Origin of the sequence: Microbacterium azadirachtae, assembly GCF_025583665.1 — a bacterium.
Taxonomy (GTDB): domain Bacteria; phylum Actinomycetota; class Actinomycetes; order Actinomycetales; family Microbacteriaceae; genus Microbacterium; species Microbacterium azadirachtae.
In genome coordinates this window covers 563,643-583,470 of sequence record NZ_CP099706.1, presented here as the reverse complement: position 1 = coordinate 583,470, position 19,828 = coordinate 563,643, and the positions used below count along the sequence as shown (strand labels likewise).

Annotated in this window: 17 protein-coding genes; 10 read left to right on the top strand and 7 right to left on the bottom strand. The window is 72.3% G+C overall.

The annotated features are described in order from the left end of the window. Positions 1 to 212: 212 nt before the first annotated feature. The 8 genes from NFX31_RS02725 to NFX31_RS02690 all read left to right on the top strand — a co-directional run bounded on the left by NFX31_RS02725 (position 213) and on the right by NFX31_RS02690 (position 10,190). Positions 213 to 1,286, top strand: a complete 1,074-nt coding sequence (locus NFX31_RS02725; protein WP_052674440.1) for an ABC transporter permease — start codon at positions 213 to 215, stop codon at positions 1,284 to 1,286. Further along, entirely contained in the window at positions 1,283 to 2,236 is a 954-nt protein-coding gene (locus NFX31_RS02720) for an ABC transporter permease (RefSeq protein WP_262956720.1), read from the top strand. The genes NFX31_RS02725 and NFX31_RS02720 overlap by 4 nt, the downstream gene beginning before the upstream one ends. Then, on the top strand, positions 2,233 to 3,921 hold the full coding sequence (locus NFX31_RS02715) for a dipeptide ABC transporter ATP-binding protein (protein ID WP_045251562.1): 1,689 nt from the start codon (positions 2,233 to 2,235) through the stop codon (positions 3,919 to 3,921). Before NFX31_RS02720 ends, NFX31_RS02715 begins: the two co-directional genes overlap by 4 nt. A gap of 63 nt (positions 3,922 to 3,984) precedes the next feature. Continuing rightward, positions 3,985 to 5,640, top strand: a complete 1,656-nt coding sequence (locus tag NFX31_RS02710) for an ABC transporter substrate-binding protein (RefSeq protein ID WP_045251561.1) — start codon at positions 3,985 to 3,987, stop codon at positions 5,638 to 5,640. Beyond that, positions 5,640 to 6,659, top strand: a complete 1,020-nt coding sequence (locus tag NFX31_RS02705; RefSeq protein ID WP_262956719.1) for an LLM class flavin-dependent oxidoreductase — start codon at positions 5,640 to 5,642, stop codon at positions 6,657 to 6,659. The genes NFX31_RS02710 and NFX31_RS02705 overlap by 1 nt, the downstream gene beginning before the upstream one ends. Before the next feature lie 66 nt (positions 6,660 to 6,725). Continuing rightward, positions 6,726 to 7,916: an LLM class flavin-dependent oxidoreductase gene (locus NFX31_RS02700; protein WP_262956718.1), complete on the top strand. Its 1,191-nt coding sequence runs from the start codon at positions 6,726 to 6,728 to the stop codon at positions 7,914 to 7,916. A gap of 19 nt (positions 7,917 to 7,935) precedes the next feature. After that, positions 7,936 to 9,321 carry an NtaA/DmoA family FMN-dependent monooxygenase gene (locus NFX31_RS02695; RefSeq protein WP_262956717.1) on the top strand — a complete coding sequence of 462 codons (1,386 nt, stop codon included), beginning with the start codon at positions 7,936 to 7,938 and terminating at the stop codon, positions 9,319 to 9,321. Continuing rightward, positions 9,318 to 10,190, top strand: a complete 873-nt coding sequence (locus NFX31_RS02690; protein WP_262956716.1) for a DUF1684 domain-containing protein — start codon at positions 9,318 to 9,320, stop codon at positions 10,188 to 10,190. The genes NFX31_RS02695 and NFX31_RS02690 overlap by 4 nt, the downstream gene beginning before the upstream one ends. Before the next feature lie 157 nt (positions 10,191 to 10,347). On the opposite strand, the gene NFX31_RS02685 is transcribed toward NFX31_RS02690, so the two are convergent. The 6 genes from NFX31_RS02685 to NFX31_RS02660 form a co-directional block, all read right to left on the bottom strand. After that, the gene (locus tag NFX31_RS02685; protein WP_262956714.1) at positions 10,348 to 11,496 is read right to left on the bottom strand and encodes an LLM class flavin-dependent oxidoreductase; all 1,149 of its coding nucleotides are present in this window, start codon (positions 11,494 to 11,496) and stop codon (positions 10,348 to 10,350) included. Positions 11,497 to 11,570: 74 nt separating this feature from the next. Continuing rightward, the gene (locus tag NFX31_RS02680; protein ID WP_262956713.1) at positions 11,571 to 12,569 is read right to left on the bottom strand and encodes an ABC transporter substrate-binding protein; all 999 of its coding nucleotides are present in this window, start codon (positions 12,567 to 12,569) and stop codon (positions 11,571 to 11,573) included. A gap of 71 nt (positions 12,570 to 12,640) precedes the next feature. Then, positions 12,641 to 13,432, bottom strand: a complete 792-nt coding sequence (locus NFX31_RS02675; protein WP_091478583.1) for an amino acid ABC transporter ATP-binding protein — start codon at positions 13,430 to 13,432, stop codon at positions 12,641 to 12,643. Then, positions 13,429 to 14,469 (bottom strand): amino acid ABC transporter permease, encoded by a 1,041-nt coding sequence (locus NFX31_RS02670; protein WP_091478586.1) that lies wholly within the window; start codon positions 14,467 to 14,469, stop codon positions 13,429 to 13,431. Before NFX31_RS02670 ends, NFX31_RS02675 begins: the two co-directional genes overlap by 4 nt. Positions 14,470 to 14,707: 238 nt before the next feature. Beyond that, positions 14,708 to 16,024, bottom strand: coding sequence for a M20/M25/M40 family metallo-hydrolase (locus NFX31_RS02665; RefSeq protein WP_091478588.1), 1,317 nt, complete (start codon positions 16,022 to 16,024; stop codon positions 14,708 to 14,710). After that, a complete protein-coding gene (locus tag NFX31_RS02660; protein ID WP_045251553.1) occupies positions 16,021 to 16,386 on the bottom strand; it encodes a carboxymuconolactone decarboxylase family protein in 366 nt (121 codons plus the stop codon). The genes NFX31_RS02665 and NFX31_RS02660 overlap by 4 nt, the downstream gene beginning before the upstream one ends. Positions 16,387 to 16,573: 187 nt before the next feature. Here NFX31_RS02660 and NFX31_RS02655 point away from each other — a divergent pair, with 187 nt between their 5' ends. Then, positions 16,574 to 18,061, top strand: a complete 1,488-nt coding sequence (locus tag NFX31_RS02655; protein ID WP_262956712.1) for a protein adenylyltransferase SelO — start codon at positions 16,574 to 16,576, stop codon at positions 18,059 to 18,061. 10 nt (positions 18,062 to 18,071) lie between these two features. On the opposite strand, the gene NFX31_RS02650 is transcribed toward NFX31_RS02655, so the two are convergent. Next, complete coding sequence (locus tag NFX31_RS02650) at positions 18,072 to 18,659, bottom strand: flavin reductase family protein (RefSeq protein WP_091478596.1); 588 nt, start codon at positions 18,657 to 18,659, stop codon at positions 18,072 to 18,074. Positions 18,660 to 18,880: 221 nt separating this feature from the next. Here NFX31_RS02650 and NFX31_RS02645 point away from each other — a divergent pair, with 221 nt between their 5' ends. Further along, a complete protein-coding gene (locus NFX31_RS02645) occupies positions 18,881 to 19,810 on the top strand; it encodes a DUF1684 domain-containing protein (RefSeq protein WP_091478598.1) in 930 nt (309 codons plus the stop codon). The last annotated feature ends 18 nt before the right edge of the window (positions 19,811 to 19,828 follow it).

Sequence of the window (19,828 nt, the reverse complement as noted above, 5' to 3'; positions counted from 1 at the left end):
GGCGCTCCGGGCGAGGGGCGGCGCGGACTGTGTCCTCCGGTGACACGGTGCGACGCCACGTGACGGAGCACGACGCTTCTTGACCGTCTGCATCAGCGCATGACCCCTGCCCGCGATCCCGGTCGCCGCCGATGGGAGCATCGCTCGAACGGAGCCCCTCGGGCACCGCGGAATCCCCCGATCCGTGCCGCGAAGAGCGAAAGGAGCACCCCATGTCGATGACGGACGCGTCTCGATCCCGCATCGCGCGCTACCTCGCGTCGAGGCTCGGCCAGGCGGTGATCGTGCTGTGGGCCGCGTACACGGTGTCGTTCCTCGTGCTCTACGCGCTGCCCAGCGATCCGGTGGCCCTCAAGACCGGCGGCGATGCCAGCGACGTCACCCCGGAGCAGCTCGCCGTCCTGAAGGCGAAGTACGGCCTGGACCAGCCCCTCCTCGTGCAGTACGTCCTGCGCCTGGGCGGCGTGCTCACCGGCGATCTCGGCACGTCGATCGACACCGGACGCCCGGTGTCGCAGGTGATCGGCGAGGCGATCCCCCCGACGCTCCTGCTCGCGGGCTTCGGCCTCCTGATCGCGGTGCTCACCGGCACCGCGCTCGCGGTCGTCGCGACGTACGTGCGCAGCCGCGCGCTCTCGACCTTCCTGCTCGGGCTCCCGCCGCTCGGCGTGGCGATCCCCTCCTTCTGGTTCGGGCTGATCCTCATCCAGCTGCTCTCGTTCCAGCTGCCGCTGTTCCCCGCGATGGGCGACCGCGGGTTCCCATCGCTCGTCCTCCCCGCCGTCGCCCTGGCGCTGCCGACCGGGGCGATGATCGCCCAGCTGCTGTCGAAGAGCCTCGCCGCCGCGCTGCGCGAGCCCTACATCGACACCGCTCTCGCCAAGGGTGCGGGCCGCGTGCGGATCCACCTGCGCCACGCGCTGCGCAACGCCGCGCTGCCCGCCCTGACGGTGACCGGGCTCATCGTCGGCCAGCTGCTCAGCGGCACGGTCGTCACCGAGACGGTCTTCTCCCGTCCGGGGATCGGCCGCGTCACGGCCACGGCCGTGCAGCAGCAGGACATCCCCGTGGTCCAGGGGGTCGTGCTCTTCGCCGCCCTCGTCTTCGTCGTCGTCAACCTCGCCGTAGATCTCGTCTATCCGCTCCTGGACCCGCGGATCGATCTGACCGCGACACCGCGGCCCCCGCGGCCCTCACGTCGCCCGCGCTCTGTGGACCGTACGGCGGTCCCGGCGCACGCGGACACCCCGCCCGTGATCGATGCCGTCCTGGAGGATGCCCGATGAGCGACACGATCGCCCTGCTGCCCGACGGCACGCAGCATCCCGCGGACGGCTTCGGCGGGACCGCCGCGAACCGCTTCGACGACGCGGTCGCCGAGCGGGCGTCGCGTCGCGAGCGCGACGCCCCCGCTCCCCGCGCGGTGACCTGGCTCGCACGACGGCCGGCGGCCGCCGTCTCCCTGATCTGGCTCGTCGTCGTGATCGTCGCCGCGCTCGCCCCGACCCTGCTCGCTCCCGGCGAGCCGCTCGCGGGCGTGCCCGCCGAGCACCTGCAGGGGCCCTCCGCCGCGCACTGGTTCGGCACCGACCAGATCGGGCGCGACCTCTACACGAGGATCGTGCACGGCACCTCGCTGACGATCAGCGCCGCCTCGCTGGCCGTGGCCGTGGGCGTGATCGCGGGTTCCGCGATCGGCCTGCTGAGCGGATTCGCCGGTGGGCGGACCGACGCCGTCCTGATGCGGATCGCCGACGTGCTCCTGGCGATCCCGAGCCTGCTGCTCTCGCTCGCCGTCATCACCGCCCTGGGCTTCGGCACCGTGAACGTCGCGATCGCCGTCGGCACCGCCAGCGTCGCCTCCGTGTCGCGCATCATGCGCGCCGAGGTCATCAAGGTGCGCAGCTCCGCCTACGTCGAGGCCGCGCGCGCCTCGGGGAACAGCTGGATCCGGGTGCTCCTGCGGCACGTGCTGCCGAACTCGACCGGACCGGTCATCGCCCTCGGCGTGCTCGAGCTCGGGGGCGCGATCCTCGCCGTCTCCGCGCTGAGCTTCCTCGGTTACGGCGCGCCCGCGCCCGCCCCCGAATGGGGCGCCCTGGTGTCGGGCGGCCGCGACTTCCTCCGCAACGCCTGGTGGCTCACCACCTTCCCGGGGCTCGTGATCGCCCTGACCGTGCTGGCCGCGAACCGGCTCGCCCGGGCGCTCGACACCGAACGGACGGATGCCTCATGACCGCGCAGGCGCCTCTGCTCGAGATCGAGTCCCTCTCCGTGGCGTACCGCACGGCACGGGGCCGCGTGGACGCGGTGCGCGACGCGAGCCTGTCCGTCGCGCCCGGCGAGACCGTCGCGATCGTCGGCGAATCGGGATCCGGCAAGTCGACGACCGTGCACGCGGTGATCCGGCTGCTGCCGGGTGCGGCGCAGATCGCCTCGGGCGCCATCCGCTTCGACGGGATCGACCTGGCCACCGCGTCGACCTCCGCTCTGCGGTCGGTGCGCGGGCGCCGGATCGGGTTCGTGCCGCAGGACCCCACCGTGAGCCTCAACCCTGTGCAGCGGATCGGCACGCAGGTGGCAGAGGTGCTGCGCGTGCACGGGCTCGCCGACCGGCGCGACGCGGCACAGCGCGCCGTGCAGGCGCTGGAGCGCGCCGGCCTGCCGGACGCCGCCCTGCGCGCCCGGCAATATCCGCATGAGCTGTCCGGCGGGATGCGTCAGCGCGTCCTCATCGCGATCGCGATCGCCGCCGATCCGCAGCTGATCATCGCCGACGAGCCGACGAGCGCGCTCGACGTGACCGTGCAGCGGCAGATCCTGGACCATCTCGACGAGCTCAAGCGCGAACGCGGCGCGAGCCTCCTGCTCATCACGCACGACCTGGGCGTCGCCGCGGACCGGGCCGACCGCATCGTCGTGATGTCCCAGGGCCGGATCGTCGAGCAGGGCACGCCGGATCAGGTGCTACTCACCCCCGAGCACCCCTACACCCGCCAGCTCATCGCGGCCGCGCCCGGTCTGAACGCGCGCCACGAGCCGCTGGTCGCCGACACGTCGTCGCCGATCGTGCTGCGCGGGCGTCCCGGCGATCCGTTCGCTCCCCGCGACGTGGCCGCGCCTCCCGCCCCCGGCGACCCCGTCCTGGAGGTCGACGCGCTGGTGAAGGAGTTCGCGCTGCCCGGTTCGGGCGGCGCCGTCCAGCGCGCCGTCGACGGCGTCGGCTTCCGGATCGAGCGCGGCCGGACGCTCGCCCTCGTCGGCGAGTCGGGCTCGGGCAAGACGACCACCGCCCGGCTGGCGCTGCGCCTCACCGACCCGACCTCCGGCACCGTGCGATTCGACGGCGCCGACGTCACCGCCCTCCACGGCGCGGAGCTGCGACAGCTGCGCCGCCGGGTGCAGCTCGTGCAGCAGAACCCCTATGCCGCGCTGAACCCGCGGCTGACGATCGAGCAGATCATCAGCGACCCGCTCGTCGCCTACCGGCTCGGCGACCGGACGCGGCGCCGCGCCCGCGCCGCCGAGCTGACCGACGTCGTCGCGCTCCCGTCCTCGGTGCTGCAGCGCAGGCCGTCGGAGCTCTCCGGCGGGCAGCGGCAGCGCGTCGCGATCGCCCGCGCCCTCGCGATCTCGCCCGAGCTCATCGTGCTCGACGAGCCGGTCTCCGCCCTCGACGTGTCGATCCAGCACCAGATCCTCACCCTGCTCGGCACCATCCAGTGCGAGTTCGGCGTCAGCTACCTCTTCATCTCCCACGACCTCGCCGTGGTCCGCCAGATCGCGCACACCGTGGGCGTGATGCAGCGCGGTCGCCTCGTCGAGTCCGGCAGCGCCCAGGAGATCTTCGACCATCCGCGCACCGAGTACACCCGCACCCTGCTCGACGCGATCCCCGGCGGCCTGCGGATCCCCCGCTGACCGTCTCCTCCTCCCGAACCCCTTCCGTCCTGCACCGGACCGCACCCCCACCAAGGAGCCACCATGAACCCGACCCGAACGGCGTCGCGCCCCCGCGCCGCCCTGCGCCTGCGAACCACGGCGCTCGCCTCGATCGCCGTCGTCGCCGGCCTCGCCCTGAGCGCCTGCTCGGCCCCCGCGCCCGCGGGAGCCCCGACCGGCGACTCCGCGAAGCCCGTCGACGGCGGCGCGCTCACGTTCGCGATCGCCAACGACCCGATCTCGCTGAACCCGTCCGGGATCGGCTCCGGCAACGACACCTGGTACGTCACGCGGCAGCTGGTCGACTCCCTGCTCTACCAGGACCCCGACACCGGGAAGCTGGAGCCCTGGCTCGCCACCTCGTACAAGAGCAACGCCGACGCCACGTCGTTCACCTTCGAGCTGCGCCACGGCGTCACCTTCTCCGACGGCACGCCCTTCACCGCCGCCAACGTCAAGGCGACCTTCGACGACATCCAGACCGCGGGGGCCCTGACGCAGACCACCAGCAACTTTGTCGGGTACAAGGAGACCAAGGTCATCGACGACGACACCGTCGAGGTCGACTTCAGCACCCCGAACGCCGCGTTCCCCAACTCGACCGCGAGCGTCGGCCTCGGCATCGTCGGCAACGCCACCCTCGCCGTGCCGTTCGCGAACCGCGCCGACGGCAAGGCCATCGTCGGCACCGGCCCGTTCACGCTCGACAGCTACACCAAGAACGTCTCGACCGTGCTCGCCGCCCGCAAGAACTACGCCTGGGCGCCCCAGCCGCTCGGGAACACCGGGCGCGCCCACCTGGACACCGTGACCTTCCAGGTGGCGCCCGAGGCGGGCGTGCGCACCGGAAGCCTGACCAGCGGTCAGGTCGACGTCATCGGCGGCGTCCAGCCCACCGACGTGCAGACGCTTCAGGACGCGGGCTACCCCCTGATCTCCCGCGGCAATCCGGGCATCAGCTTCGGCCTCTCGTTCAACCTCGCCCGCCCCATCGTCTCGGACATCGCCGTGCGGGAGGCGATCGCCGCCGCGATCGACCCGACCGTCGTGCGGGACACGTCCCTGAACAAGCTCTTCGCGGTCGCCACGAGCACGCTGGCGAAGAACACGCCCTCCTGGGCCGACGAGAGCAAGCACTTCTCCTACGACCCGAAGCACGCCGCGGCGATCCTCGACAAGGCGGGCTGGACCAAGGGCTCCGACGGGATCCGCACGAAGGGCGGCACTCCGCTGACCCTGCAGCTGGCGTGGATCACGAACTTCGGGCCGAACCAGACCTCGCTCGAGCTGATCCAGCAGCAGCTCAAGCAGGTCGGGATCGGCGTGGTGCTCTCCGGCAGCACCGTACCCGAGTTCCTCGCGAAGCAGGCCTCGGGCGACTTCGACATCGTGTGGGGCAACCTCTCGCGCGCCGACGGAGACGTGCTGCGCACCCAGTACTCGAAGGCCACCACGAAGCTGCACATCGACGACCCCGAGCTCGAGACCCTGCTGCAGGGCCAGCTGGCCGCGGGGAACCCGGCCGCGCGCGACAAGATCCTCGCCGAGGCGCAGGCGCGCATCGCGGCGCAGTACTACCAGATCCCGGTGCACGAGCTGACGTCGATCCTCTCGACCCAGTCCACCGTGCACGGCATCAGGCTCGGCGCCGACTCGCGCCTGGACTCGCTGGTCTCCGCCTGGAAGGACGCCCGCTGATGAGCACCGCGACCATCGCCTCCGCCGGCTTCACCCTGGCCGGGAACTACCCGGAGACCGACCCCGCGGCGGGTCTGGAGGACACGCTGCGGCTGTTCGAGTTCGCCGAGGAGATCGGGCTCCAGGTGGCCGGGATCCGCCAGCGCCATCTCGAGCGCGGCGTCTCGTCGGCGCTGACCTTCCTCGCCGCGGCCACGCAGCGCACCCGGAGCATCCGCCTGGAGACGGCGGTGGTGCCGCTCGGCTACGAGACGCCGTTCCGCCTGGCCGAGGACTTCGGCACGGTCGACGCCCTCTCCGGCGGCCGGCTCAACGTCGGGATCAGCTCGTCGGCGCCGCACGGAGCGCTGCTGCGGGACCTCGGCCGGGTCGAGGACGGCGACATCGACCCCTACGTCCTGATCGGGCGCTTCCTGGAAGCCCTGGAGGGCCGCAGCCTCGGTGCGGACATCCCCACGCCCTACGGCCCGCAGACGCCACGGGTGCAGCCGCACATCGCCGGCCTCCGGGACAGGGTGTGGCTCGGCGGCGGCTCCGCCCGCTCGGTGCGCTGGGCCGCCGACCAGGGGCTCAAGCTCCTGCTCGGGAACATCACCGCCGCGGCGGGAGCCGCCTCCTTCGAGGACGCGCAGCGCGCCCACATCGACGACTACCACGCGCACTTCGCCGGTCCCGGCACGGGATCGGTCGGCGTCGAGCGGGTGATCCTGCCGGTCGACAGCGCCACGGCCGACCAGCGCGCGCGGTACACGGCGTACGCGGAGAGCAGGCAGGCGCGCACCGAGCAGCCCACGAACGGGCACGTGTTCCAGCGGGATCTGTTCGGCACCGCCGAGGAGATCGTCGAACGGCTCGCCTCCGACCCCGCGATCGACGGCCTCACCGAGCTGCGCATCGCCCTGCCGTACGCGCTGTCGCTCGACGACTACCGCCAGATCCTCTCCGACATCCGCCACGCGGTCCTGCCCCGCCTCGGCTGGGTGCCGGCAGCGGGAGCACTCGCCTCGGCCGCCGTCTAGCGGATCCCCTCGACCGTCCCCTCGACCGCCCCAGACACATCGACCGTCTCAGACAAGGAGCACATCATGAGTTCACGACTTCGCGTCGGCGTCGCCCTCGAGGGCGCCGGCTGGCATCCCGCGGCATGGCGGGAGCCGTCCTCGCGGCCCGCCGAGCTGTTCACCGCCCGGTACTGGACCGACCTCGTCCGCACGGCGGAGGAGGGGCTCCTCGACTTCGTCACCATCGAGGACTCGCTCGCGCTGCAGTCCTCGGATCCCGTCCGCGGGGACGATCGCACCGACGAGGTGCGCGGACGCCTGGATGCCCTGCTGATCGCCTCCCGCGTGGCGCCGGTCACCTCCCGCATCGGGCTGATCCCGACGGTGACGACGACGCACACGGAGCCCTTCCACGTGTCCACCGGCATTGCGACGCTCGACTACACCAGCGAAGGGCGAGCCGGGTGGCAGGCGAAGGTCTCGGGACGGGCCGATGAGGCCGCCCACTTCGGACGCCGGGCCCACCCCGGCGACCAGGTCGGCTGGGGCGATCCGGCCTTCGCCGCCCTGGTCGACGAGCTCTTCGACGAGGCCGCCGACGCCGTCGAGGTCGTTCGCCGGCTCTGGGACAGCTGGGAGGACGACGCCGAGATCCGCGACGTCGCCACCGACAGGTTCCTCGACGCGGACAAGGTGCACGAGATCGACTTCGAGGGTCGCTGGTTCAGCGTCCGGGGCCCGTCGATCACGCCGCGCCCGCCCCAGGGCCAGCCGGTCGTCGCCGCCCTCGCGCACGCCGAGGTGCCCTACCGGCTCGCGGCCCGCTCGGCGGATCTCGTCTTCGTCACCCCGGCCGACGCCGTGCAGGCGGAGCGGATCCTGACCGACGTCGCCGACGCGGCGGAGGAGCGCGAGGGCGCCCCTCTGCAGGTCTTCGCCGACCTCGTCGTCTTCCTCGACGACCCGGACGGCGAGCGCGCGGCCGATCGGCTCCGACGTCTCGACGACCTCGGCCGGCCGCTCGTGAGCGATGCCCGCGTGTTCACCGGCTCCGCCTCCGAGCTCGCAGACCTCGTCGCCGAGCTCGGAGCCCTCGGATACGCCGGGGTGCGCCTGCGCCCCGGGGTGCTGACCGACGACCTGCCCCGCATCGCGGGCGCGTTCGCCGCCGAGCTGCGCGCCCGAGGCCTCTTCCACGACGCCTACGAGGCGGACACACTGCGCGGGCTGCTCGGCCTGCCGGAGCACGTTCCCAGTCGCTACGCCGGCGTCTGACCGATCTGAGGAGAACACCATGACCACGAGAGCACGCAAGCAGATCATCCTCGCCGCGTACGTCGGCGGAGTCAACGAGCACACGCTCTGGGAGCACCCGGATGCGGGCAGCCAGATCGACTTCTCCACCTTCCGTCACGTCGCGCAGACCGCCGAGCGCGGGCGCTTCGACTACTTCTTCCTCGCCGAGGGCCTCGCCCTGCGCGCCCGGGCCGGCCGGATCTTCGACCACGACATCGCCGGCCGCCCCGACACGCTCGCCGTGCTGGCCTCACTGGCCGCGGTGACCGACCACCTCGGCCTGGTGGGCACGCTGAACGCCACGTTCAACGAGCCGTACGAGCTCGCCCGTCAGATCGCCAGTCTGGACCACCTCTCCGGAGGCCGGGCGGGGTGGAACGTCGTCACCTCGTTCGACGCGTTCACCGGGGCGAACTTCCGCCGCGGCGGCTTCCTTCCGCACAGCGAGCGCTACGTGCGCGCCGAGGAGACCGTCGCGGCCGTCCGCCGGCTGTGGGACTCGTGGGCCGAGGAGGCGATCGTCGCGGACAAGGCGGCGGGGGTCTTCCTCGCCGACGCCGACGCCGGCGCGTTCGCCCAGTCCACCACGCAGTTCGACATCGCGGGCCGCTTCACCGTGCCGCGCAGCCCGCAGGGCCGCCCGGTCATCGTGCAGGCGGGGGTCTCCCCGCAGGGCCGCGACTTCGCGGCCGCGACCGCGGATGCGATCTTCTCGCCCTACTCGTCGCTGCCCGAGGGCAAGGCCTTCTCCGCGGACATCCGGGAGCGCGCCGCGCGCTTCGGTCGCGGACCGGACGAGATCAAGATCCTGCCGGCGGCGGGATTCGTGATCGGGGACTCGGCGAAGGACGCGGAGGAGAAGGCGCGCCACATCCTCGAGCAGCAGCTGACCGACAAGACCATCCAGGTGACGTTCGAGCAGGTGTGGAACCGCGACCTGTCGGCCTACGACCTCGACGGACCGCTTCCGGACGTGGATCCGGACCCCGAAGCGCCCTCGATCATCCAGGGCCGGGCGTTCGTGTTCCAGGACCGGTTCGAGACGGTGCGCACCTGGCGCGCGCTCGCCGACGAGCGCGGTCTCACGTTCCGCGAGCTCGCGCGTGAGATCAGCCGTGGCCCCGGATACGTCGGCACCGCCGCGGAGATCGCGGATCAGCTCGACACGTTCGTGCAGGAGGACGGCGGCGACGGCGTGGTCCTCGGATCCCACCTCGTCCCCTCCGGCCTCGACGAGTTCGTCGACCAGGTCGTGCCGCTGCTGCAGGAGCGCGGTTCGCTGCGCAGCGAGTACGAGGGCACGACCCTGCGCGAGAACCTGGGCCTGCCCCTGCCGGTGCGTTCCGCGGAGCTCCTCTCCGCGGAGACGGAGACGGGCCGATGACGCTCCCGGCGCCGGTCGTGACGACGGACTCGCCGGCGCAGGATCCGTTCGCGCGCGAGTGGGACCGCTGGCACGACGCGCACGAGGAGCGCCGGGCGGATCCGCACGGCTTCCTCGCCGTCACCGGCCTGTTCTGGCTGACCGCCGAACCGCGCCGCTTCCCGGGACTCCCCGGGGAGTGGTTCACGGGGGTCACCGGGCCGGTCGTGGTGCTCGCGGAGGACGAGGCCCTGACGGTGGACGGCGCCGAGGCGACCGGGACCCATGCCTTCGGGCCCCTCGCCGAACGCGGCGGCGTGACGGTCGGGTTCGAGGGAGGCGTGGTCGAGGTCGCCAAGCGCGGCGGACAGGACCTCCTGCGACCGCGCCGCCCCGACTTCCCGTTCCTGTCGGCCTACACGGGGACGGCCGCGTTCCCACCGGATCCCCGCTGGCGGATCACGGGCCGGTTCGTCCGGTTCGTGGCGCCGCGGGCGATCGAGGTGGGCGCGGCCGTGGACGGCCTCAGCCACGTGTACGACTCCCCCGGCTACGTCGAGTTCGTCCTCGACGACGAGCCGTTCCGGCTGCTCGCGTTCCGCGGGCACGAGCCCGGGGCGCTGTTCGCCCTCTTCACGGATGCGACCAGCGGCGTCACCACGTACGCCGCGAACCGGACCGTGTCGTTCGAGGTGGACGAGGGATCCGATGCGGTGGTGATCGACTTCAACCGCGCGACGAACCTGCCGTGCGCGTACACCGACTTCGCCACCTGCCCGCTGCCGCCCGCGGAGAACCGGCTCGGCATCCCGGTGACGGCCGGGGAGCGCACGCCCGAGCGGCGCGTGCACGCGGAGGTCTCCGCCGAGGGGCTCGTCCCCCGCGCCTGAGGTCGTTGAGCGAGCACGATCGAACGAAACGCGGCATCTCCTCGAGAGCGCCGCGTTTCGTCTCGGTCGCGCTGCGCGCGCCTCGCTCAACGACCGAAAGGGCCTCGGCGCCGCCCGCGATCGCGGATACGGCGCCGAGGCCCTTTCGTCGTCGCGCCTACGCCACGAGTGCACCCTCGAGAGGCCGCGGCGCGTCGCTCGTGACGCCCCAGGCGTCGGCGAGCAGGGCGAACGAACGCGTGCGGTCCGCGGGGTCGTAGGCGATCGTGGTGAGCAGCAGTTCGTCCGCGCCCGTGACGCGCTGGAGGGTGTCGAGCCGCTCCACGACGATCTCCGCATCGCCCGCGAAACGCGTGTCGAGGCGGTCGCCGACCACCTCGACGAGGTCCGCCGGGTACGGCGCGGCGAGGGCGTCGTCGGGGTGCGGATAGGCGATCGCGCCCTGACCCGCGCGGATGCTGTGCACCCATTCGGCGTACCCGCGGCCGATGCGCTCCGCGTCCGCCGCCGTGTCCGCGACCAGCACGTCGGCCGAGACGATCACGTGCGGCTCGGCGAGCGCACCGGGACGGAACGCGCGCCGGTAGGCCTCCACGGCGTCGAGCACGAAGGTCCCCGCGACGTGGAAGTTGGCGCCGAACGGCAGCCCCAGCCGTCCCGCGAGCTCGGCGCTGATCCCCGCCGTGCTGCCGTGCAGCCACACCTGGATGTCCTGGCCTTCGGCCGGCGTCGCGTGGATCGGCACGCCCTCCGGCGCGACGTAGGTGCCCGCGACGAGGGCGAGGATGTCGTGCACGTCCTGCTCGAACCGGTCGGCGTCGCCGGCGGTGCGGCGCAGCAGTCTCGCCTGCGCGGCGAACCGGGCGGAGTCGAAGGCGAACGGCTTCGCGGCGGGCAGCAGGAGACCGTCGACGACCCTGGCCTCCGCCAGGGCCGGCCCGGCGGACGACGACGGACGCGACGTGGATCCGGACCGCCCGATCCCGAGGTCGAAGCGCCCGGGGTGGAGCGCGGCGACGACGCCGGCGGCCTCGACGACCTGGAGGGCGGCGTAGTTGCCGATGATGGTCGCGGCGGTGCCGATCCGGATGCGCTCGGTCGCAGCGGCGATGGCGGCGAGGAGCACGTGCGGGGCGGCGCCGGCGACACCGGGGTTCAGGTGGTGCTCGGCGAGCCAGAAGCGGCGGTAGCCGAGCCGTTCTGCGGTCTGCGCGAGCGCGATCGTGTCCCGGAGCCCCTGGGCCGCTGTCGACCCTTCGGAGAACGGGGAGAGGTCGAGGATGCTGAGCGGTGCACGGTTGGTCATGTGTTCGTCCTTCTCGGGTGCGGATGCGCGGAAGGGCGCGGACCGGCGCTCAGGCCGGCTCGCGCCCCGTGGGTTCAGGACTTGGGCAGTCCCGGCGGATTGATCTCCGAGGTCGTGACCCCCTCCGAGTCGAGCCCCCAGCCCTTGAGCACCTGGGCGTACTTGCCGTCCGCGATCAGTTCGTTCAGGACGATGTTGACCGGCTCGATGAGACCGTTGCCCTTCGCCGTCCCCGCCGCGATCGCCGCCGCCTGCGGCCACCCGCCGGGCACGATGCCGACGAGCTTGGTCGCGCCGGTCTCCCTGGCCGCCCACGCGTAGGCGGCGTTGGGGCCGAAGACCGCGTCGACGCGCCCCGACTGCAGCGCGAGCGTCGCGGCCGCGTTGTCGTCGTAGTACTGCAGGTCGGCCGGCGCCTTCCCCGCCGTCTTGAGCTCGTCGTTCCACTTCAGCAGCACCTGCTCCTGGTTGGTGCCGGATCCGACGACGATCTTCAGGCCGGAGATGTCCGCGGCCTTCTCGATCTTGGTGATCCTGCTGTCGGACTTCACGTAGAAGCCGAGCAGATCCTGCCGGTAGCTGGCGAAGTCGAAGAGCTCCTTGCGCGCTTCGGTGACCGTCACGTTCGAGGTGATGAGGTCGTACTTGCCGGACTGGATCCCGAGGGGCCAATCGGCCCAGGCGACGACCACCGGGTTGTACTTCAGGCCCAGCCCCTGTGCGATCAGGCTGCCGATGTTCGGCTCGGTGCCCGCGGGCAGGGTCTTCCCGTCGGGGACGTAGCTGAGCGGCGGCACGAAGGCACCGACCGCGACGGTGAGCTTGCCGGGCTCGACGGGGGTGAAGCCGCTCTTCTTCAGGGCCTCGACCGCCTTCGGCACGACGTCGCCCTCGACCCAGGGGACGCTGTCGGCCGAGATCTTGGCCGCGCTCTTCGTGGGCTTCGGGGTGCTGTCGGCGGCCGTGGCGGCCGCCGGCTGGTTGAGGGCGACGACGGCGCCGACGGCGACGATCGCGGCGATCGCGGCGGCGGTGACGCCGACGACCACGCCCTGCTTCTTGCTGAGTGCCATGCTGTGTCTCTCCTTGTGCGGGTGCGGGCTTGTGGGGGTGCGGGTGGTGCGGGTGCGGGTGGAACGTGGGGTCAGTTCAGGACCTTGGCCAGGAACTCCCGGGTGCGAGGGTGCGTCGGGTGGTCCAGGACGTCGGCGGGACGTCCTTCCTCGATCACGGTCCCGTGGTCGAGGAAGACGACGCGGTCGGCGACCTGGCGGGCGAAGCCGATCTCGTGGGTGACGATGATGAGCGTGGTGCCGAACCGGGCGAGGTCGCTGATCACCTCGAGCACCTCGCCGACGAGCTCGGGATCCAGCGCGCTGGTCGGCTCGTCGAACAGCAGCACCTTGGGCTTCAGGGCGAGGGCGCGGGCGATCGCCACGCGCTGCTGCTGGCCGCCGGAGAGCTGCCGGGGGTAGGCGTCGGCCTTGTCGGCGAGGCCGACGCGGTCGAGCAGGCCGAGGGCGAGCTCCCTGGCGTCGGAGGCGCCCAGACGCTTGAGCGCGAGCGGCGCCTCGACGATGTTCTCGAGCGCGGTGAGATGCGGGAACAGGTTGAAGTGCTGGAAGACGATCCCCACCTGCGTGCGGCGCCGCAGGATCTCACGCTCGTGCAGCTCGTGCAGCCTGCCGCCGCGCAGCTCGTAGCCGATCAGCTCGCCGTCGACGGTGACCGATCCGCGATCCACGCTCTCCAGATGGTTGATCGTGCGCAGCAGGGTCGACTTGCCCGAGCCGCTCGGGCCGAGCAGCGCGACGACCTCTCCCGGCTGCACCGTGAGGTCGATGCCGGACAGCACCTCGACCCCGCCGAAGCTCTTGTGGACGTTGTGGATCTCGACGAGTCCGCTGGTCGCGGTCTCTGCGATGACGGTGCTCATGCGCTCGCCTCCCCGGTGGTGCGGACCGCGCCGACGCCCGGTGCGGGATCATCGCCGAGCCGGTTCCATTGCTCCCGCACCCAGCGCCTGGCGCGCTGCAGCGGGGTGGGCGGCAGCGCCCGTGCGGAGCCGCGGGCGAAGTGCCGCTCGATGTAGAACTGGGCGATGCTGAGGATCGTGGTGATGATCGTGTACCAGACGACCGCGACCAGGAGCAGGGGGATGACGCGGCTGTTGCGGTTGTAGATGACCTGCACCGCGTAGAACAGCTCAGGGATCGCGATCACGAAGACGACGGACGCGCCCTTGACGAGGCCGATGACCTCGTTCGTCGCGTTCGGGACGATCGAGCGCGCCGCCTGCGGGAGGATGATCCGGAACAGCCGCCGGCCCGCCGGGATGCCGAGGGCTGCCGCCGCCTCCGCCTGGCCCTGATCGACCGAGAGCAGGCCGCCGCGGATGATCTCCGCCGAGTACGCGGCCTGGTGCAGTCCGAGGCCCAGGATCGCCGCGGCGAACGCGCTGACCAGCTGGACGGTGGGGAACTCGACGATCCAGAAGTCGGTCGTGAACGGGGTGCCCAGACCCAGCGTCGGGTACAGGTAGCCGAGGTTGTACCAGACGATGATCTGCACGACCAGCGGCACCGAGCGGAAGAACCAGATGTACGCCCACGCGGCCGAGCTCAGCAGCGTCGACTTCGAGAGCCGTCCCAGCGCGATGATCGTGCCGAGCACGAAGCCGACGATCGCCGAGACGGCCGTGATCGCGAGCGTGTAGCCGATGCCGATGAGCACAGGTCCGGAAAAGAAGTACTCCGCGAACGTCCCCCACTCGTAGCGGCTGTTCGTGACGAGGCTCCAGCCGAACTGCGCCACGACGAAGAGGATGAGTGCCGCGAAGGTCCAGCGCCACCAGTGGCGGGTGTGCACCACGGGGACGGCACTGATGTCGACCCTGTTCCGGGCCGGATCCTTCGGACGGTCCGGAACGGTGTCGACCGAGCGGCCGAGAGGCGGTGCGGCGGTGTCGGTCATGATGCTCCCTCGTGATTCCCTCAGCACGGGGCGTGCTGTGTGAAGTCACGGTATGAGCACCCGTCGCGCCCTCCACAGCCGGGCATTCACACGCGGCAACCGGCTGATATGCGACGCAATCGGCTGATACGCGGCGTAACGGAGGGATTCCCCGCGTCACCGATGCACGGACGACGCCGGCGCCGGTCCTGGTCGGATCGGCGCCGGCGTCGTGTCGTCGTTCAGGCGTTCCCGGCGCTCAGGCGTTGCGGAGAATGTGATCCGTGACCCGCGTCGAGAAGTGCAGCGCGTCCACCGGGATGCGCTCGTCGGCGGCGTGGAACTCCCCGAACACGTCGAAGTCCGCGGGAACCCGCAGCGGCACGAAGCCGTACCCGTGGATGCCGAGCGGCGCCAGATGCTTGTTGTCGGTGCTCGCCGGCAGCAGGTAGGGGACGACGAGGCCGTCGGGATCCTCGGTCGTGATCGCGTCCTGGAGCACCTCCAGCAGCGGGGTGTCGATCGGCGACTCGATCGCGGGCACCGGCCGCCCCCATGAGAGGTCCACGTCGTCTCCGACGAGCGCGGCCAGCTCCTCCTGCAGGGAGGCGTCCGCTCCCGGCAGCGCGCGGATGTCCAGCCGTGCCGTGGCCTCGGCGGGGATCACGTTGGTCTTGCCGCCGGCGCTGAGCACCGTCGGCGAGACGGTGTTGCGCGCGGAGGACGAGACGATCGAGGAGACGAACCCGAGCCCGGCGAGCTGTCCGTCCAGGCCCTCGTCGGTGAACCGGATCCCGCGGTGCTCGCCGAACACCTGCAGGAACCGCGTCAGGGCGGGTGTCGCCACCACGGGGAAGCGGTGGGCGCCCACCGCCGCGACGGCGCGCGACAGGCGCACCACCGCGTTGTCCGGTGTCGGGCGCGAGCCGTGGGCGGCGTGCCCGCGGGCGGTGAGCGTCGCCCACGTGACGCCCTTCTCGGCGGTGGCCACCAGGTAGGCCCGCCGGTCGTCGGTGAGCGGGATGGAGAACCCGCCGACCTCGCTGATCGCCTCCGTGGCACCGGAGAAGAGGTCGGGCCGGTGGCGCACGATCCAGCGCGCTCCCCAGACGCCGCCCGCCTCCTCGTCCGCGAAGAACGCGAAGATGAGGTCCCGGCGGGGCACGACGCCCTCTCGGCGGTACGACCGCGCGAGGGCGAGGATGGTCCCCGCGTAGTTCTTCATGTCGACCGCGCCGCGTCCGTACAGGATCCCGTCGTGGATCTCCGCGCCGAACGGCGGATGGGTCCAGTCCGCCTCCACCACGGGAACGACGTCGAGGTGCGCGTGCACCACGAGCGCCCCGGCCTGCGGATCCGCGCCGGCCAGCCGCGCGACGACGCTCGCACGGCCGGGACGCGGCTCGACGAGGTCGACGCGGTAGCCGACCTCCTCGAGCTTGCGCTTCACGAAGAGCGCCGCGCGGGTCTCGCCGTCGCCGATCGTGGCGTCGTCGCCGGTGTTGACGCTCTCGATGCGGATGAGGTCGCGGATGAGCTCGAGGGCTTCGGCCTCGACGGGCGACGGGGTCGTCACCGCGCGCCCGCGTGCTCGTGCTCGATCCGCGCGTCACCCGCGAGCTTGAACGCGAGCCGGCCGTGCGCATAGCCCCCGCCGGCGCGGATGGCCGTCGCCACCCAGGCGGCCTCCGCGAGCTCCGCCTCGGTGGCGCCGGCGCGCACCGCGTTCTGCGCGTGCGCGTCGATGCAGTACGCGCACTGCGTGGTGATCCCCACCGCCAGGGCGATCAGCTCGCGGAACTTCAGCGGGATGGCACGCCCCTCCGCGGCGAAGACCGCCTGATCGAACGCGGCGAACGCGGCGAGGATGTCGGGCGTCTCGCTCTTGTAGACGCGGGTGAAGGTCTTGTCTGCGGTGCGATCGAAGTAGTCCGACACGTGCTCTCCTCGGAGTCCCGGCCGCGCAGGGGCACGGCGCGCCCTCACGCTAATCGGGGTGCGCGGCCGTTCCGAAGCACGCCGTCATCGGGCGTCTCACGGCGACTTCCACGACGGAATGTTCCGCCGGATGTCGCCGGGTTTCGCTCGCGGTCCCCTCCCTCCCGCGACCGAAGAGACTCGTCGCATGACGCCTCAGACCGCCCCCGGCGCCGCGCGTCGTCCGCCGGTGCTCGAGCAGAACTGGGGGCGGCTGCTGCCCGAGCTGTCCCGCCCCGTCTCCCCCGCGCGCACGCCCGATCCCCGGCTGATCGTGCTGAACGACGAGATCGCCGAAGAGCTCGGCCTCGACGCCGGCTGGCTGCGGTCGGACGACGGCGTGCGCTTCCTCACCGGTGAGCACCGGGCGGCGGGGACGAGCGCCGTGGCGCAGGTCTACGCGGGCCACCAGTGGGGCGAGTTCCGCCCGATCCTCGGCGACGGCCGTGCCGCTCTCCTCGGCGAGGGACGCGACCGCCGGGGCCGCCTGCGCGATGTGCACCTCAAGGGCATCGGGCCGACCTCGATGTCGCGCGTCGACGGCTTCGCCACGCTCGGGCCGATGCTGCGCGAGCATCTGATGGGCGAGGCGATGCAGGCGCTCGACGTGCCCACGACGAGAGCCCTCGCGGTCGTCTCGACCGGTGCCCCTCGCGACCGCGACGGGCAGGTGCTGCCGGGCGCGGTGCTCGCCCGCACCGCCGCGAGCCATGTGCGCTTCGGCTCGTTCGAGTACGCGCGCACGCACGAGGACCCCGGCCTGCTCCGGCGCCTCGCCGACCATGTCATCGCCCGGCACCACCCGCAGGCCGCGCGCGCGGAACATCCCTACCGCGCCCTGCTCGCGGAGATCGTGGAGGCGGTGGCGGCGCTCACCGCGCACTGGATGCGGATCGGCTTCGTCCACGGAGTGCTCAGCACCGACAACGTCCTGGTCTCCGCCGAGACGATCGACTACGGCCCCTGCGCGTTCCTGGACGCCTATGAGCCCGGCGCGCGCTTCAGCTCGCTCGACGCGCTCGGCCGCTACGCCTACGACCGGCAGCCGGCCATCATGCGCTGGAACCTCGAGCGCCTGGCGGAGGCGATCGCACCGCTGCTCGACGCCGACCCGGCGACCGCCGAGCGGACCGGGGCGGAGATCGCCGCCTCCTTCGACGACCGGTACCGCGCACACCGATCCCTGGCGTTCCGCCGCAAGCTCGGCCTCGGCCGCGGCGCCGATCGGGCGGAGACCGATGAGCTGACCGATGCGGCCCTCGCGCTCCTCGCCGAGCACGCCGTCGACTTCACGGGATTCTGGCGGGATCTCGCGGCGGCCGCGTCCGGCGACGAGCGCCCGGTCCGCAGCCGCTTCCTCGGTACGGTCCCCGGCCTCGACGCCTGGCTGCGCCGCTGGCGCGCCCTCCGACCGGACGAGGACCGGATCCGCGCCATCAGCCCGGTCTACATCGCGCGCAATCACCTCGTGGAGGAGGCACTCGCCGCCGCGGTCGACGGGGACATCGCGCCGTACACACAGCTGCTGGGCCTGCTCCGGGCTCCCTTCGCCGAGCGCGCAGGGCGGGAGTACCGCCGCTTCGCCCTCCCCGCGCCCGGCGGCTCGCCGCGGCATGTCACCTCCTGCGGCACCTGACCGGCCGCCGTCACTCGATCCGGGACGGCTCGCCCAGGGCGTGCCAGGTGCGGCTCACGTAGACCAGCGGCGTTGCCGGCGCCTCGCTCCCGGACGGCTCGGGGAGCGCGGCGTCGAGCGCGTGCACGACCACCAGCGTGGACGTGCCCGCCCGCAGGCGGTGCAGGACGCGCCCGCGGATCCACGTGCGCGCTGCGGGGAAGTAGGGCTCTCCCGTGTCCAGGCGGCTCCAGCTGGCGCGGTCCGCGAACCGGTCGATGCCGCTCGTCGCGCCCAGCTTCGCAAGGCCCAGCTGCGCCGAGGACAGCAGATGGACCACCACCGTGTCGGCGCTGTTGATCGTGGACGACGCCGAGGACTGATCGGAGATCGAGAACACCAGGAGCGGCGGATCGGCGCTGACCGACGAGACGCTGGTCGCGGTCAGCGCGACGGGTCCGCGTCCGGCGTCGGCCGTGACCAGAGCGACGCCCGCGGGATGCTCCCGGAACGCGCGGCGGAAGTCGTCGGCGGAGAGGGCCTCTGCCCGATCGAGGTCGCTGCTCTCCCGCCAGGGGCTCTCCACGCCTTTCGGCCGTTCGATCTGCTGAGTCGCCATGACGGATCCCTGCTCCTGCTCGAGTCGATGCGGGGACGCGCGGCGGATGCCGGCGTCGTGGCGCCCAGCCTGCCTCCGTGACGGCGCGCGCACGCCTCTGTGTCGCCAGGTGCAGAACTGTTGCGCGCGATGACGTCGGGTGACGACATCCGAAGTGCGGCGCGGGACGGCGTCCTAGCGTCGCGGTGAGAAGAGCGCAGCAGTCGATCGCGGGAGGGGTCATGGTGACCGGTGAATGGTATTCGGAGCTGGCGGACGCCACCTTCGCAGGGCTCTCCTCCGCCTCGATGTCGCCCGATCCGCTGCTCTACGACCTCGGATCCGAGAGCTTCGGCTCGTACGTCTTCGCGCAGGACTGGCAGCGCTGGCACGAGGACCTCGACCAGCGGCGACGGGATCCGCTCGGGCCGCTCGCGTACACCGGGCTGCACTGGCTCGGTGCTCGCGCGCAGCGGGTGCCGAGGGTGCCCGGATCCTTCCGCGTGGTCCGCGGAGCCGTGATCCTCTCCCTCGATCCCGACGAGCGCGCACGTTACGCCGGCGTCGAGCTCGCCGGCGAGACCCGCATCGACCCCGCCGAGAACGGCACCCTCGAGTTCGAGGGCGGAGCCGCGGAGTTCGCCCGGCTCGGCGGCCATGCGGTGCTGCGGAGCCGGCTGCGGCCGAGCCCGTTCCTGGAGGCGTTCGTGGGCACGCCCGCCTTCCCGCCGGACGAGGCGTGGGTGGTCCCCGCCGTGTTCCACGCCGATGCGCGCGAGTACGAGGTGGACGCCGCCGTCGGCGACTTCCTGCACCTGCTGCAGTCCCCCGGCACGCTGCGCTTCACCGTCGACGGGCGCGTGCACGAGCTCGCCGTCTTCGAGAGCGTGTCCGGCAACGGCTGGCGCCTGCCGTTCAGCGACGCCACCTCGGGGCGCGAGACCACCGTCTGGGGCCGCGACGTCGTGATCGATCCGGTGTCGGACGGCGAGTCCGTGAGGATCGACTTCACCCGCGCCAGCAATCTGCCCTGCGCCTACAGCGACATGACGACGTGCGCGCTGGCACCGCGCGAGAACCGGATCCGCACGCGGATCCTCGCCGGCGAGAAGACGCCGCACCTGCGCCTCATCGCGGGGGTGGACGGGCCGGTCGTCGTCGCGCAGGCGTAGGACGGCGGCGTCTGATCC